The organism is Pseudonocardia yuanmonensis (assembly GCF_039542425.1).
GTDB lineage: Bacteria > Actinomycetota > Actinomycetes > Mycobacteriales > Pseudonocardiaceae > Pseudonocardia > Pseudonocardia yuanmonensis.
Genome location: NZ_BAABIC010000012.1, coordinates 89,250 through 103,412, shown reverse-complemented (window position 1 = coordinate 103,412; position 14,163 = coordinate 89,250). Strand labels below are relative to the sequence as shown.

14 protein-coding genes are annotated in these 14,163 nt (G+C 74.1%); 9 read left to right on the top strand and 5 right to left on the bottom strand.

Annotation, left to right across the window (positions count from 1 at the left end):
* The first annotated feature begins 21 nt into the window (after nucleotides 1–21).
* From ABD990_RS18710 to ABD990_RS18690, 5 genes are read left to right on the top strand one after another with little or no spacing between them, the layout of a single operon-like run.
* Nucleotides 22–786, top strand: a complete 765-nt coding sequence (locus tag ABD990_RS18710) for an ABC transporter ATP-binding protein (protein ID WP_345381859.1) — start codon at nucleotides 22–24, stop codon at nucleotides 784–786.
* Nucleotides 783–1,682: an ABC transporter permease gene (locus ABD990_RS18705; RefSeq protein WP_345381858.1), complete on the top strand. Its 900-nt coding sequence runs from the start codon at nucleotides 783–785 to the stop codon at nucleotides 1,680–1,682. The genes ABD990_RS18710 and ABD990_RS18705 overlap by 4 nt, the downstream gene beginning before the upstream one ends.
* Before the next feature lie 37 nt (nucleotides 1,683–1,719).
* Nucleotides 1,720–2,916, top strand: coding sequence for an LLM class flavin-dependent oxidoreductase (locus ABD990_RS18700; RefSeq protein WP_345381857.1), 1,197 nt, complete (start codon nucleotides 1,720–1,722; stop codon nucleotides 2,914–2,916).
* Nucleotides 2,913–4,394, top strand: coding sequence for an amidase family protein (locus tag ABD990_RS18695; protein WP_345381856.1), 1,482 nt, complete (start codon nucleotides 2,913–2,915; stop codon nucleotides 4,392–4,394). The genes ABD990_RS18700 and ABD990_RS18695 overlap by 4 nt, the downstream gene beginning before the upstream one ends.
* Nucleotides 4,394–5,755, top strand: coding sequence for an FAD-binding oxidoreductase (locus ABD990_RS18690; protein ID WP_345381855.1), 1,362 nt, complete (start codon nucleotides 4,394–4,396; stop codon nucleotides 5,753–5,755). The genes ABD990_RS18695 and ABD990_RS18690 overlap by 1 nt, the downstream gene beginning before the upstream one ends.
* Here the strand turns inward: ABD990_RS18690 and ABD990_RS18685 are convergent.
* On the bottom strand, nucleotides 5,742–5,921 hold the full coding sequence (locus tag ABD990_RS18685) for a hypothetical protein (RefSeq protein WP_345381854.1): 180 nt from the start codon (nucleotides 5,919–5,921) through the stop codon (nucleotides 5,742–5,744). The two genes, ABD990_RS18690 and ABD990_RS18685, sit on opposite strands and share 14 nt — an antisense overlap.
* A 236-nt stretch (nucleotides 5,922–6,157) precedes the next feature.
* Between ABD990_RS18685 and ABD990_RS18680 the strand changes: the two genes are divergently transcribed.
* Entirely contained in the window at nucleotides 6,158–7,156 is a 999-nt protein-coding gene (locus ABD990_RS18680; RefSeq protein WP_345381853.1) for a nucleoside hydrolase, read from the top strand.
* 126 nt (nucleotides 7,157–7,282) lie between these two features.
* Nucleotides 7,283–7,669, top strand: a complete 387-nt coding sequence (locus tag ABD990_RS18675; protein WP_345381852.1) for a hypothetical protein — start codon at nucleotides 7,283–7,285, stop codon at nucleotides 7,667–7,669.
* Nucleotides 7,670–7,768: 99 nt separating this feature from the next.
* Here the strand turns inward: ABD990_RS18675 and ABD990_RS18670 are convergent, their stop codons facing one another.
* Both ABD990_RS18670 and ABD990_RS18665 read right to left on the bottom strand, forming a co-directional pair.
* On the bottom strand, nucleotides 7,769–8,278 hold the full coding sequence (locus ABD990_RS18670) for a luciferase domain-containing protein (protein WP_345381851.1): 510 nt from the start codon (nucleotides 8,276–8,278) through the stop codon (nucleotides 7,769–7,771).
* A 100-nt stretch (nucleotides 8,279–8,378) separates the two neighbouring features.
* A complete protein-coding gene (locus tag ABD990_RS18665; protein ID WP_345381850.1) occupies nucleotides 8,379–9,038 on the bottom strand; it encodes a helix-turn-helix domain-containing protein in 660 nt (219 codons plus the stop codon).
* A 671-nt stretch (nucleotides 9,039–9,709) separates the two neighbouring features.
* Between ABD990_RS18665 and ABD990_RS18660 the strand changes: the two genes are divergently transcribed.
* Both ABD990_RS18660 and ABD990_RS18655 read left to right on the top strand, forming a co-directional pair.
* Nucleotides 9,710–10,465, top strand: a complete 756-nt coding sequence (locus ABD990_RS18660; protein ID WP_345381849.1) for an SDR family NAD(P)-dependent oxidoreductase — start codon at nucleotides 9,710–9,712, stop codon at nucleotides 10,463–10,465.
* Nucleotides 10,466–10,568: 103 nt separating this feature from the next.
* Entirely contained in the window at nucleotides 10,569–11,219 is a 651-nt protein-coding gene (locus ABD990_RS18655; RefSeq protein WP_345381848.1) for a luciferase domain-containing protein, read from the top strand.
* A 76-nt stretch (nucleotides 11,220–11,295) separates the two neighbouring features.
* Here the strand turns inward: ABD990_RS18655 and ABD990_RS18650 are convergent, their stop codons facing one another.
* On the bottom strand, nucleotides 11,296–11,787 hold the full coding sequence (locus tag ABD990_RS18650; RefSeq protein ID WP_345381847.1) for a DUF1707 SHOCT-like domain-containing protein: 492 nt from the start codon (nucleotides 11,785–11,787) through the stop codon (nucleotides 11,296–11,298).
* Nucleotides 11,788–11,858: 71 nt separating this feature from the next.
* Nucleotides 11,859–13,979, bottom strand: a complete 2,121-nt coding sequence (gene glgX / locus ABD990_RS18645; RefSeq protein ID WP_345381846.1) for a glycogen debranching protein GlgX — start codon at nucleotides 13,977–13,979, stop codon at nucleotides 11,859–11,861.
* Nucleotides 13,980–14,163 lie beyond the last annotated feature (184 nt).

The window sequence follows — 14,163 nt, the reverse complement described above, 5'->3', positions numbered from 1 at the left end:
CCACCCGTCGAAGGAGAACCCATGTCGGCATCCCCGTCGACGCAGGCACCCCCGGCCACCGACCTGGTCCGGTTCGCCGGCGTCACCAAGACCTACTCGAACGGCTTCACCGCCCTCGCCCCGGTCGACCTGACGATCGGCGCGGGCAGGATCGTGAGCATCGTCGGCCCGTCGGGCTGCGGCAAGACGACGCTGCTGCGGATGGCGGGCGGGCTGTCCTCGCCCACGACCGGCGAGCTGGCCGTCCACTCCGCGCAGAACTCCTACGTCTTCCAGGACCCCACGCTGATGGCCTGGCGGAGCGTGCTGGCCAACACCGAGCTGGTCTCGAAGATCCGCAAGGTGCCGCGGGCCGAGTGCCGCCGCCGCGCCGTCGAGGCGTTGCGCCTGGTCGGGCTGGAGAACGTGCAGAAGTCCCTGCCGCGGGAGCTGTCCGGCGGCATGAAGATGCGGGTCTCGCTGGCCCGGGCGCTGGCCAGCGAGCCGGACCTGATGCTGATGGACGAGCCCTTCGCCGCGCTCGACGAGTTCACCCGCGACCGCATGGCCGACGAGCTGATCCGGCTGTGGCGCGAGCGGCGCTTCGGCGTCCTGTTCATCACCCACTCCATCCGCGAGGCCGTGAAGATCGCGCACGAGGTCGTGGTCATGGCCTCGGGCCCCGGCCGGATCGTGGAGACCGTGGAGTCCCCGAGCCCGCCGCAGGCGGACGCGGACGCGGCGCGGGACACCGACGCCCTCGACGAGACCGTGAAGTACATCGGCGCGCGATTGGCGGCGGCATGAGCATCGCAGAGAAGACGAGCACCGAGCAGACCCCGCAGACCTCGCGTGCGGAGCAGGTGGCGACCCCGCAGGCGGCGGCCCGCCCGAAGCCGCCGCGCAAGACCCCCTCCGGCCGGACCCTGCTGTCCTTCGTGCTGCCGCCGCTGGTGGTCCTGGTGGTCGCGGTCGCCCTCTGGCAGGCGCTGATCAGCGTCTTCGGCGTGCCGAAGTTCCTGGTCCCCGCCCCCGGGGACGTCCTCGCCGAGATCGGCCCGGCGATCGGCACGCTCGTCGAACCGACCCTGGTCACCATGGGCGAGGCGTACGGCGGGTTCCTGCTCGCCGCCGTCGTCGGGTTCGCGGTGGCGTTCGTGATGGCGCGGTGGAACGTCGCCGAGCGCGGCCTCTACCCGTACATGGTGCTGCTGCAGACCATCCCGATCATCGCGGTCGCGCCGATCCTGGTGGTCTGGCTCGGCCCCGGCCCGACGACGAACACCGTGGTCGCGGCCATGATCGCCGTCTTCCCGGTCACCGCGAACACCCTCACCGGGCTCAAGTCCACCGACCGGAACCTCGTGCAGCTGTTCGCCATGGCCGGCGCCACCAGGCGCTACGAGATGGGCGTGCTGCGGATCCCGTACGCGCTGCCCTACGTCCTGACCGGCCTGCGGATCGCCGCCGGCTCGTCCGTCATCGGCGCCATCGTCGGCGAGTTCGTCGCCGGCATCGGCGGTGGCCAGGGCGGCCTGGGCTACGTCATCACCTCGACGGCCCAGCAGCTGCTCATGCCCCGCCTCTTCCTGGCCGTCATCGCCGCGAGCTGCGTCTCGCTGCTGCTGTTCGGGCTCGTCCGGCTGGTGGAGGTGCTCACGCTGCGGCGCTGGCACGAGTCCGCCATGTCCCACGACGACTGAACCCGGCCGACCGACCCTGATCCCCGGGAGCTCCCCCATGCGCATCGACACGAACATCCTCGGCGCCGTCCGGATGCCCGACGCCGGCGTCGACGGTCCGCCCGCCACCTCGCGCCGTTACGGCCGCGAGGACTACGCCACCGCCTTCGGCGACTTCGTCGCCCTCTCGCAGGTCGCCGACGAGGCCGGCTTCGACACCTTCTGGTACACCGAGCACCACTTCCAGCACGAGGGCTACGAGGTCGTCCCGAACCAGGTCCTGCTGGGCCTGTACTCCGCGGCCGTGACCCGGCGCATCCACTTCGGGCAGATGTTCAACATCGTCCCGCAGTGGAACCCGCTGCGGCTGGCCGAGGACTTCGCCGCGGCGGACATCCTCACCGGCGGCCGGATGCGGTTCGGCGTCGGCCGCGGCACCGTGCCCCGCGAGATGCAGACCCTCGGCGCTCGGATCGAGTCCGGCGACAACGCCATGGACGCCTCCGCCGAGCAGGCCAACCGCGAGCACTTCGCGGAGGCCATGGCCGCGATCCGCGCCGCGTTCGGCCAGGACCGCTTCGCGCACCGGGGGACCCACTTCGCGTTCCCACCGGACGGCATCCCGGACCGCGGCGGCTTCGTGCAGGACCTCGCGTTGGTGCCGAACGTGACCCGCGAGGTCGAGATCTACCAGGCCTGCACGTCGCCGCGCACCGTCGACTACGTGGCCGAGCACGGGCACGTCGGCGTCTACACGCGACAGTCGCCGCAGCGGCTGGCCACGGCCTGGGCGCAGCACGCCGAGCTGACCGCGAAGCACGGCCGGCCGACGGAGGTGGGGGAGGAGCAGATGCTCGTCCTGCACGTCAACGTCGCGCCCACGCACGAGGAGGCCGTCGCGCTGGCCCGCCCCGGGCACGACGAGCTGGTCAAGCTGCTCTCGCCCTACGGCCGGTTCGCCACCTACGACCCGCCCGCGGGGCTCGACGTCACGCCGTTCGACTTCGCGCCGACGCTGGAGGAGTCGATGCGGCAGCGCATCTACGTCGTCGGCGACTTCGACACCGTCGCCGAGCAGATCGCCGAGTACCGCGAGATGCTGGGCCTGCGCCGGCTGTCGGTGGCGATGGACGCGCTGGGTCTCACCCCCGAGCAGCAGCAGGACCAGCTGCGGATGTTCGCCGCCGAGGTGGCGCCGCGGCTCGGGATCGCGATGTCGGCCTCGGGCCAGCAGGGGCTCGAGGTCGCGGCGTGACCGCGACGACTCCCGGCCTGGCGGCGATCCGGTCGCTCGCCGCGACCGACGGCACGCGGATGCTGGCGGACCTGGAGTCCGGCGCCGTCACCGCCGTCGAGCTGCTCGAACGGCACCTCGCCCTGCTGGACGGGCCCGGGGCCGCGCTGAACGCGGTGGTCGACACCGACCGGGCCGGGGCGCGCCTGGCCGCCGAGGCCGTCGACGCGGCCCGGGCGGCCGGGGAGCCGGTCGGCCCGCTGGCCGGGCTGCCCGTCACGATCAAGGACGCGTTCGACGCGGCCGGCACGCGCACCTCGCACGGGCGGCTCTCCGACGCGCGGCGGGCCAGGGTGGACTCGCCGCTGGTCCGGCGGCTGCGCGAGGCCGGCGCCGTGGTCGTCGGCAAGACGAACGTGCCGGTCTACCTCGCCGACCACCAGTCGGTGAACGAGGACTTCGGGCGCACCCGCAACCCGTTCGACCCAGAGCGCTCGCCGGGCGGGTCGTCGGGCGGGTCGGGGGCCGCGGTGGCGGCCGGGCTCGCGGTGGCGGACTTCGGCAGCGACCTCGCCGGGTCGCTGCGGGTCCCGGCCGCGTGGTGCGGGCTGTTCGGCCACCGGCCCTCCAACGGCATCGTGTCCAAGCTCGGGCACATGCCGTGGCCGGAGGGCGGGCTGCTGGAGCCGATGGTCTCGGCCGTGGGCCCGATGACCCGCTCCGCCGCGGACTCCGCCCGGTTCCTCGACGCGATCGCCGGCGCCGAGGGGCTGGACGCAAACGCCTGGCGGCTGGAGCTGCCGCCCGCGCGAGTAGCGTCGCTGGCCGGCACGCGGGTGGCCGTGTGGCTCGAGGACCCCGCCTGCCCGGTCGACACCGAGACCCGGGATGCGATCCGTGCCTTCGCCGACGCCCTGGACCGGGCGGGTGCGCAGGTCGAGGAGCTGACCGACCCGCCGGTGCGGGGGGAACAGGCGATCGAGCTGTTCGTGCGCCTGCAGGCCGGCGAGGTCGTGCACGGGCTGGACCCCGAGGCGTTCGCGCGCAGCGTGCACCTGGCCGGGGCCGGCGCGGCCGGTCGCGCGGGTGCCATGGCCCGCGGGCACGTCCAGTCCTTGCGCGACGCGCTGAACGACTTCGAGGCGCAGCGCGCGATCGCCGCCCGCTGGGCGGAGATCCACGAGCGGCACCACGTGGTGCTGTGCCCGGCGGCACCGTGCGCGGCGCCGCTCCACTCGGACGTCCCCGCCGACCGTCGCACGCTGCTCCTCGACGGGCTCGAGGTGCCGGCCGCCGACGCCGTCGGCGCCTGGAGCCGGATCTCCAGCCTCGGTCGGGGTCCGGCGACCGTCGTGCCGCTGGGTGCGGGTGCGGTGTCCGGGCTGCCGATCGGCGCCCAGCTGCTGGGCCCCTACCTCGACGACCGCACGCCGCTCGCCGTGGCCGCGCTCGCCGAGGAGGCCGGGCTCGTCGGGTTCACGGCACCGGAGGGCTTCTGATGCCCGACACCCTTCCCGACGCCCTCGCCGAGGAGCTGCAGGCCCTGCTCGGCGACGCCGCCGAGGTCGGCGCCGACGAGGCCGCCCGCAAGGCCGCGACCAAGGACTTCTCCTGGGTCTCGCCGATCATCCACGGCAGCATCCCCCGGACCCTGCCCGACGCCGTCGTCACGGTGCGGTCGGTCGACGCCGTCCGCGCCCTGGCCCGTTTCGCGCACGAGCGCGGCATCCCGCTCACCGCACGCGGCAAGGGCACGTCGAACTACGGGCAGATCATCCCGCTGGCGCGGGGGATCATGGTGGACTTCCACGAGCTCGCCGGCGACATCGCACTGGACGACGGCGTGGTCACCGCCCTGCCCGGGACCACCTGGCACGACCTGTTCGCCTTCCTCGAGGGCACCGGCCGCGAGCCGGCGATGTTCCCGACCACGCTGAACAGCACCGTCGCCGGGTACGTCGGCGGCGGCGCCGGGGGACCGGGCTCGATCGAGCACGGCTTCAACCACGAGGGGTTCGTGCAGAGCCTGACGCTCGTGCCCGTCACGGCGGACGCCGAGCCCGTCGAGGTGCGGTTCCCGGAGACCACCCCGCACGTGCACGCCTTCGGCACCACCGGCTTGATCGTGCGGGTCGGCCTGCGGACCGTGCCGGCGCTGGAGCGGACCGCCGTGTTCGCCTCCGTGCCGGACCTCGACGCCGGCGCCGCGATGGCGCTGGAGATCCTGCGGTTCCGGCCGGCACCGCAGATCCTGGCGGTCACCGAGCCCGAGCTGGCGGCACTCTTCCCCGAGGACCCGGGCTTCGAGCCGGGTCGGACCAACCTGCGCGCGGTCGTCGACGTCGACCAGGCGGACGCGGTGCGGGAGATCGTCGAACGGGGCGGTGGCCGGGTGACCGGCGTGCGGCCCGACGCGGTCCGCTACCTCGCGACCTTCATCAACAACCACACCACGGTGCGGGCCAAGGCCAAGCGCCCCGAGCTGTACCACGTCCTGGTGCGCGGGAACGCGATCCTCGGCAAGCGCGCCCTGATCGCCGACGCCTTCGCCGACGCGACGGTGCAGCTGGAGGGCATCCGCGGCCCCGAGGGCCCCTGCCTGATGGCGCGGATCCTCGCCCCGCACCGCGACGACGCCCTGGTGCACGCGGGCATGGACCGGCTGCGCGCCGAGGGCCTCGCCGTCGACAGCCCGCACAGCTGGGTGGTGCACGAGGACATGCCGCCCCGCTGGGCCGCGGCGGACCGCTTCGACCCGCTCGGCCTGCTCAACCCCGGCAAGCTCCCGCGGGACCGACGGGCCGCCGAGCAGGAGCCGAGGGCCGAGGATCATGGTCCGTCGACCCTCAGCCCCTGCTGATCAGCGCGGTCGGGCGCCGGCGCAGGCGCGCGGTGCGCCAGGAGCGGTTGCCGACGCGGGTCCGGTGCGCCTCCCACCAGGAGGTCCTCCGGGCCGACGCGACGGCGGCGACGGCATGCCGGGCCGGTCCCCCGGAGCGGGCGACTGCGCGGAATTCCTCGTCCATCGGGATGACTCCGAATCGGATGTAGGAGTGATTGCGGTCACTCCGAGCGTATCCACGCACTACGCGGAGTGGTCCATGGCGCGGTCCGGAACCGTCGGTGAATGGCGAGGTCAGGACGCCGAGCGGGGGAGCGTGTCGCACGGTTGCCGGACGGTCCGTGCCCGGCGCCGGCGCCGGCGTTCGGACGTGGGCGAGATCGCGCAGGCGGGGCGTTCCCGAGCCGGTAGACAGACTCCGTGAACACCGCGCCGACCACCGCGCACACGAGCGCGCCCCGTCCGGTCTACCTCGACTGCGACACCGGCATCGACGACTCCATGGCGCTGGCCTACCTGCTGCGCTCGCCGGAGGTCGAGCTGGTGGGGGTCGGCACGGTCAGCGGGAACGTCGACGCCGCCCGCGCCGCCCGCAACACGCTGGACCTGCTCGCGCTCGCGGGCCGGCCGGACGTCCCGGTCGCCGTCGGGGCGCACCACCCGCTGGCCGGGGAGTTCGCCGGCCCGGTGCCGCACATCCACGGGGAGAACGGGGTCGGCGGGATCGCCCTGGCCCCGTCGGACCGCCGGCCGGTGGCGGAGGACGCCGCGACCCTGCTCGGGCGCCTCGCCCGCGAGCACGCCGGGGCGCTGTCGGTGATCACGGTCGGCCCCACCACGAACATCGCCACCGCGCTGCGCCGGGACCCGGAGCTGCCCGGCCTGGTCCGGGACGTCACCACCATGGGCGGCGCCGCGCTCGTGCCCGGCAACGTCACCGCGGTCGCCGAGGCCAACGTCCGGAACGACCCGGAGGCCGCGGCCGAGCTGATCGCCGCGCCGTGGGACGTCATGCTGGTACCGCTCGACGTGACCCTCGAGAACCAGCTGACCGAGGCCGACCGCGAGGCCCTCCTCGGCGCCGACGACCCGTTGGCACAGGCCGTCGGGGCCATGCTCGACCACTACTTCGGCTTCTACACGCCGCTCTACGGGAGGCGGGGCTGCGCGCTGCACGACCCGCTCGCCGCGGCGATCGCCGTCGGCTCGGTCCAGCCGACCCGCGCCCCCGCCGTCGAGCTCGTGATCGACACGACCCACGGCCCCGGGCGCGGGCAGACCATCGCGGACCTGCGTGGGCAGCGGCTCGGCCCCGTCGACCGGCCGGGGGTGCGCACCCGGGTGGTGCTCGACACCGACCGCCCGCTCGGCCCGCTCCTCGTGGAGCGGCTGCTCGGCACCGCCCGCGCGGCGGCCTGACGGCACGGGGGCGTCCGCGCTGCTCCTTCGCGCCGCGCGCTGGTCGCGCGCGCGGCCTCCGTTCGGGGTACCGTCGGCGCAGGGTGAAGCAGGCCGCCCGTTCGTCCTCGAGAGGAGAGGCGGCCGATGACGCTCGCCCATCCCGCTCCGATGGCCATCGACGTTCCCGACCCGGGCGCGTACACCATCCGGCTCCGTGGCCACCTCGACCGGCTGACCGGCGCACGGCTGCTCCGCCTGGTCGACGCGCGGCTGCAGCTGGCCCGGCACGGGCACGCCGCCACCCGGCACGTGCTCGTCGACGTCACGGAGGTCGACTCGATCGGCCCGGGCGCGCTGGCCGCCCTGCGGCACGCCCACCACGCGGCCGACCGGTACGGCGTGACCCTCGACCTCGTCGGCGCGAGCGTGCTCGCCGGACGGCTGGGCACGACGGACCGGCAGGCGCTGTCGCGGTTCCGGTCGTTCCCGACCGTCGCCGCGGCACTGGCGGCCCTGGAGGCGGAGGCCTGACCCGGGGACCGCTCAGGGGCGTGGGGGCGCAGGAGGTCCTGCACCTCCGGGCCGGAAGAAGTCCGCGGTGGCGACCGCCGACTGCCCGCCCGGCGCAGGTCAGCCGCCGGTCGCGGCGCGGTGCGCGGCGGTGACCACCGCGGCGACGACCTCCACCTCGGCCTCGTCGCGCGGCGCCGGCACGAGCACCAGCCCGGCGGCGAGCCGGACGCCGGCGAGCGGGTGCGCGAGCGCCCAGCCCTTGCCGAGGGCGTCGTAGGCCAGGGCGTCGGGCAGGGCGAGGTGCAGGCTGCCGTCGGGGTGCAGGTGGGCGAGCTCCCGCTCGGCGGGGTGGACCAGGGTCGCGGGATCGGCGGGACCGTCGAGGAACACCGACCGAGTGCCCGCCGGGCCGATCACCGCCGGCCCCTCCCGGCCCAGGTCGCGGATCCCGCACGGCCACGTACGCCACGGGCCCGTGCGGCAGCCACGGCGAATCTCGATCATGGAGTGCTCGCTGGTGCCGTTGCCGTGCAGCACCACGACCAGGGGTGCCGCCGGGTGCGGTGACCCCCACCGCGCGACCATCGGCTCGTCGCCGGGACCGGTGGAGCGCGCGCCGACCGTCATCCGGCGACCGTAGGACGGGGACGGGGCCGGGTCCGTCTCAGTTCGACGCACCCGCCGGCCCGGCGGGATCGGACCCCGGACCGTCCTCCCGGACCGCGGGTCAGCCCTCCCGGAGGTCCCCGTACGCCACCACGGACAGGAACCGGATCGGCAGGGACACGAGCTCCCGCGGGCCGTGCACGCCCTCGCCGTCGAGCTGCAGGGCGTCGCCGGGGCGCAGGGTGTAGCTCGACTCGCCGTGCCCGTAGACCATCTCGCCCTCGAGCATGTAGAGCAGCTCGGTGCCGGGGTGCTGGAAGAGCGGGAACTCCTCGCTGCGCTCGGTGAGCGTGACGAGGTGGGCCTCCATCCGCTTGTGCGGCCCGCGCAGCGCGCCCAGCAGCGTGTAGTCGTGGCCCACGCGGGTGCCGCGGGCGACGATCCGGGCGCCGGACCCGGCCGGCGTGAACACGGCCTCGCGCGGGGTGTCGGCGCCGCGGAAGAGTGAGGTCACCGGGACGTCGAGGGCGTCGGCGAGGCGGGCGAGCGTGGTCAGGCTGCACGAGGTCTGCGCGTTCTCGATCTTGGACAGCATCGGCTTCGAGACGCCGGTCCGCACGGCCATGTCCGCCAGCGTCAGCCCCGCGGCCTGCCGCAGCCGCCGGACCTGGACCGCGATCGCACGCTCGAGCCTGCCCTCCTGCGGCGCGGGCTCGACGACCTCGCGAGCCGCCGGACCGTGCTCCGGCACCGACGGAACCTGTTCGCTCGCACCCTCCACGGGCCGAGGCTAGCCCAGGAGGCGGCGAGGCCCGGTCGCGCCGAGTGCCGGCGATGGCGAGGTCCCGGGGCAGGTGGCCGCTCGTCCCCTCCGGACGGACGCGGCCGGGCCGTTGATCGTGCACAGAGCGTCGTTCGGCGCCGAATCATCACTCGGACGTGTGAACTCCGGCCGTCCCGGTAATCATCTGACAGCGACGTGAACGAGCCCTTCAGGAGTGCCGCAGTGCGAGACGATTCCTCCGGCGTCACCGCCGCGGATGTCCGCGGAGTCACCTGGGCGGAGGGTCATCCGCCCTGGTGGAAGGCCTGCGCGGGGCGTCGCGGGCGGGCCGGTCCGTCGGCCGCCTGACCGCTCCCCGTCCCTTTCCGACCGTTTCCGCCGTCCGATTCGACGTGGCGCGGAACGGTTCGACGTGGCGACGTCCGGAAACCGGGGCAGGCTCCCCGTGACCCGGCCCCGACCGTCGCCCGCACCGCCCCGGCGGTCACGGGGGTGGTGATCCGGTGCCGCCCCGGCCCGCGTGCCCCCGAACGCGGGTCCGGGGCGGCCCCGCGTCCGGCGTGTCCGGAGCGCCACGGCACCGTTCCGTCGGGCCGCTCCGGATGGCACGATCGGACCCGTCCTGAACGATCGATCAGGACGGCGTGCGACGACGGACGGGAGCGGGCGTGATCGACCTGACGGGCCTCAACGCGGTGGTCACCGGCGGCAACGGCGGCATCGGGCTGGGCATGGCGACCGGCATGGCGAAGGCCGGCGCGAACATCGCGATCTGGGCGCGGAACGAGGCGAAGAGCGCGGAGGCGGTCGCCGGGCTCGAGAAGCTGGGCGTGCGCGCGCTGGCCCTGACCTGCGACGTCGCCGACGAGGCCCAGGTGGCGGACGCGATGGAGCGCACGGTCGCGGAGCTCGGCCCGCTGGGCTGCCTGGTCGCGAACTCCGGCACCTCGGGCCGGCACACCGTCGTCGAGAGCTCGCTCGAGGACTGGCGGCGGATCATGAGCGTGAACCTCGACGGCGCGTTCCTGTCCTGCCGGGAGGCCGCGCGCCGGTTCGTCGACCAGGGCTCCGGCGGCTCGATCGTCGTCGTCAGCTCCATGATCAGCGCCTTCGGCGGCATGGGGCAGTCGGCCTACGCGGCGAGCAAGACCGGGTTGCTCGGCCTGAGCCGGACGCTCGCCGTCGAGCTGGCCCGGCACCGGGTGCGCGTCAACGCCCTGATCCCGGGCTGGACGGTCACCGGGCTGAGCTCCGGCGGGTACGCCGACGACCGCTTCCGGACCGCCACCACCCAGCGCACGCCGGTGCGGCGGTGGGCGGACCCGGCGGAGTTCGAGGAGATCGGGGCCTACCTCGCGGACCCGTCGCTGACCTTCCACACCGGTGACGAGGTCCGGCTCGACGGCGGCTACACGATCTTCTGAGCGGAGCTCGCGGAGCGAGCATCCCTCTGAGCGGAGCTCGCGGAGCGAGCATCCCTCTGAGCGGAGCGAGCATCGGTACCGACGCTCTGGAACCCTGGACGGGGTGAGCACGACGAGGCGGACCGGCGTGGCCGGGGCCGTGGTCGGCGCGGCGGCGGCCGGGATCGGCTGGGCCGCGCGCGACTACCGGCGATGGAAGGCCCTGGGCCCGGGCGGCGTCCCGGCGAACCCGGTCGGATGGCTGGCGGTCAGCGGGATGCGGCTGCGCGCCCGCGAGCCCTACACGTGGCGGCAGGCGGGCAGCGGGGACGTCGACCGCGCGCTGCTCACCCTGCCCCCGCGGGCGGGGGAGCGGCCGGAGGTGGGCCCGTACCCCGTCCCGCACCGGGTTCTGACCCAGCACGCGGACCAGGCGCAGGTCGCGGCTCTGCAGGACGTGGTCGAGGAGTTCGCCGGGCGCGAGGGCCTCGAGATGCGCACCAGCGGGTGGGAGAAGCACCATCCCGCGCTGTGGCGGGTGGGCGAGGGTGGCCGCACGGCCGAGATCGGGCACGTCCACCCGGGGGACGGCTCGATGCACGTCGCGTTGTCCCCGCTCGACGCCCGCGTGGTCGTCGCCCGCCGGTGGGGCGAGTTCCATCCGCTGGCGGGTGTGATGCTCGGGCTGCCCGAGGGCTACGTGCTGCTCTATTCGCCGCGGAACGAGACGGAGATCGGGCACCTGCGGTCGATCCTGGAGGCCGCGGCCCGCTGAGGCGCCCGCGCGGCACAGGCCACGCCGGGCGCGGCGCCCACCCCCCGGTCGGCGCCGCGCCCACGCCGGAGCCCGCTCAGTGGCGGCTGCCGCAGGGCCGACGTCCGGTGAGCGTGCCCAGCAGCAGGACCGCGCCCCACGGGCCCGCGACCCACACCGGCCAGAAGGGCAGCGGGTGCCCGGCGCCGAGCGAGGTCGCCACCCACACGACCAGACAGATCGCGTTCACCACGACCCACGGCACCCACGCCGCCGCGAGCGGCAGGCCGGGCGGCAGCGGGGGGAACGGCGGGACCGGTCGCCTGCGGGGTGCCGTCTGGCGTGCCGCCGCCTGCGGGGCGGGGAGGTCGGCGAAGACCGCGTCGAGCTCCGCCCGGGTACGCGCGGCGTACACCCGCCCCACCCGTTCCTCGTACTCCGCCAGATCGAGCCGGCCCGCGCCCACCTGCCCGGCGAGCCGGGCCGCCCCGCGCTCCCGCTCGTCGTCCCCGATGCGCAGGTCCGTCCGCGGTCCCGTCCGCAGGTCCGTGCGGCCCGGCTGTCCGGTCGACGCGTCCTGGTGCGCCATCACCACCACCCCCGTCCGAGGACACGAGTGTGCTCCGGACAGGTCCGACATGTCAAGTTCGACATGTCGATTCAGGAAGGCGGCACGGCGCACCTCAGCACGAGCATCGAGCGGGGCGCCAGACGCAGCCGCGCCCCCGCCTTCTGGTTGCGCCGGCGGGTGTTCGCCAGCAGGGGGTCCGAGGTGTCGACGGCCGTCTCCCACACCCGGCCGTACTCCTCACCGGGCAGCGTGAACTGGACCTGCTGGTGGTGCGCGTTGATCAGCAGCAGGAAGGAGTCGTCCACGACCTGCACGCCGAGGTGGTCGCGGTCCGGGATGCCCTTCCCGTTGAGGTAGATCGCCAGCGACTGGGTGTGCGCGCGCTCCCAGTCCTCGTCGGCCATGTAGTTGCCGTCGGGCCGCAGCCAGGCGATGTCCTCCATGCTCGACCCCTGGATGGGCCGGCCCTGGAAGAACCGCTGCCGCCGGAAGATCGGGTGCTTCGCGCGCAGCGCCGTGAGACAGCCGACGAACTCGGTGAGCACCTCGTGCTCGCGCGCGCGTTCCCAGTCCACCCAGGACAGCTCGTTGTCCTGGCAGTAGACGTTGTTGTTGCCCTGCTGGGTGCGGCCGAGCTCGTCGCCGTGCGCGATCATCGGGACGCCCTGCGAGAGCAGGAGAGTGGTGAGGATGTTGCGCTTCTGCCGCTCGCGCAGCGCGTGGACCTGGACGTCCTCGGTCGGGCCCTCCGCGCCGTGGTTCCACGAGCGGTTGTGGCTCTCCCCGTCCCGGTTGCCCTCGCCGTTGGCCTCGTTGTGCTTCTCGTTGTAGGAGACGAGGTCCTCGAGGGTGAAGCCGTCGTGCGCGGTCACGAAGTTGATGGACGCGATCGGCCGCCGGTTGTCCGTCTCGTACAGGTCCGACGAGCCGGTGAACCGGGCGGCGAACTCGCCGAGGCTGGCCGGCTCGCCGCGCCAGAAGTCCCGGACCGTGTCGCGGTAGCGCCCGTTCCACTCCGTCCACAGCGGCGGGAACCCGCCCACCTGGTAGCCGCCGTCGCCGACGTCCCACGGCTCGGCGATCAGCTTCACCTGGCTCACCACCGGGTCCTGGTTGACCAGGTCGAAGAAGGCGGACAGCCGGTCGACGGCGTGGAACTCGCGGGCGAGGGAGGAGGCGAGGTCGAACCGGAAGCCGTCGACGTGCATCTCGGTGACCCAGTAGCGCAGCGAGTCCATGAGCAGCCGCAGCGACTCGTGGTGGCGGACGTTGAGGCTGTTCCCGGTGCCCGTGGTGTCGAAGTAGTACATCGGGTCGCCGTCGACCAGCCGGTAGTAGGCGTGGTTGTCGATGCCGCGGAAGGAGAGCGTCGGGCCCAGGTGGTTGCCCTCGGCCGTGTGGTTGTAGACGACGTCGAGGATCACCTCGATGCCCGCCCGGTGCAGCGCCCGCACCATCGACTTGAACTCCGCGACCTGCTCGCCCCGGGTACCGAAGCAGGCGTAGCCGTTGTGCGGGGCGAAGAAGCCGATGGTGTTGTAGCCCCAGTAGTTGCGCAGGCCCTTGTCGTGCAGCGTCGAGTCGTGCACGAACTGGTGCACCGGCATGAGCTCGACGGCGGTGATCCCGAGCCTGCGGAAGTGCTCGATCATGACCGGGTGCGCCAGGCCGGCGTAGGTGCCCCGGACGTCCTTCGGGATGTCCGGGTGCCGCATGGTCATGCCGCGGACGTGCGCCTCGTAGACGACGGTCTCGTTGTACGGGATCCGCAGCGGGCGGTCGTCCTGCCAGTCGAAGTACGGGCTGACCACGACGGACGTCATCGCGTACGGGCCCGAGTCCATGTCGTTGTAGGAGTTCGGGTCGCCGAAGCGGTAGGAGAACAGCGCCTCGTTCCAGCGGTACTCGCCGTCGACGGCCTTCGCGTAGGGGTCGAGCAGCAGCTTCGACGGGTTGCACCGCAGCCCGGCGCGCGGGTCGTACCGGCCGTGCACCCGATAGCCGTAGCGCTGGCCCGGCCCGACGCGCGGCAGGTACCCGTGCCAGATCAGGCCGTTGCGCTCGGGGAGGACGACGCGCTCCTCGGCGCCGTCGTCGTTCACCAGGCAGAGTTCGATCCGCTCCGCGACCTCCGAGAAGATGGCGAAGTTGGTCCCGCCGCCGTCGAAGGTGGAACCCAGCGGGTAGGGCGAGCCGGGCCAGATGTGCACGTGTCCTCCGGGCGTGACGAGCGAAGGACAGTTCTAACCCGGCCGGGCGAGGTCGGCCACTCCGGGCGAACCGGGCGTGTCGGCGTTGCGCCGTGCGGGCGTGCCCGGGAGGGCGGGTGGGGGAGGGGGAGGACGCAGTGGGTGCCCCTCCCGAGGGGGTGTCCCGGCCGCGGGCCGACCGCGA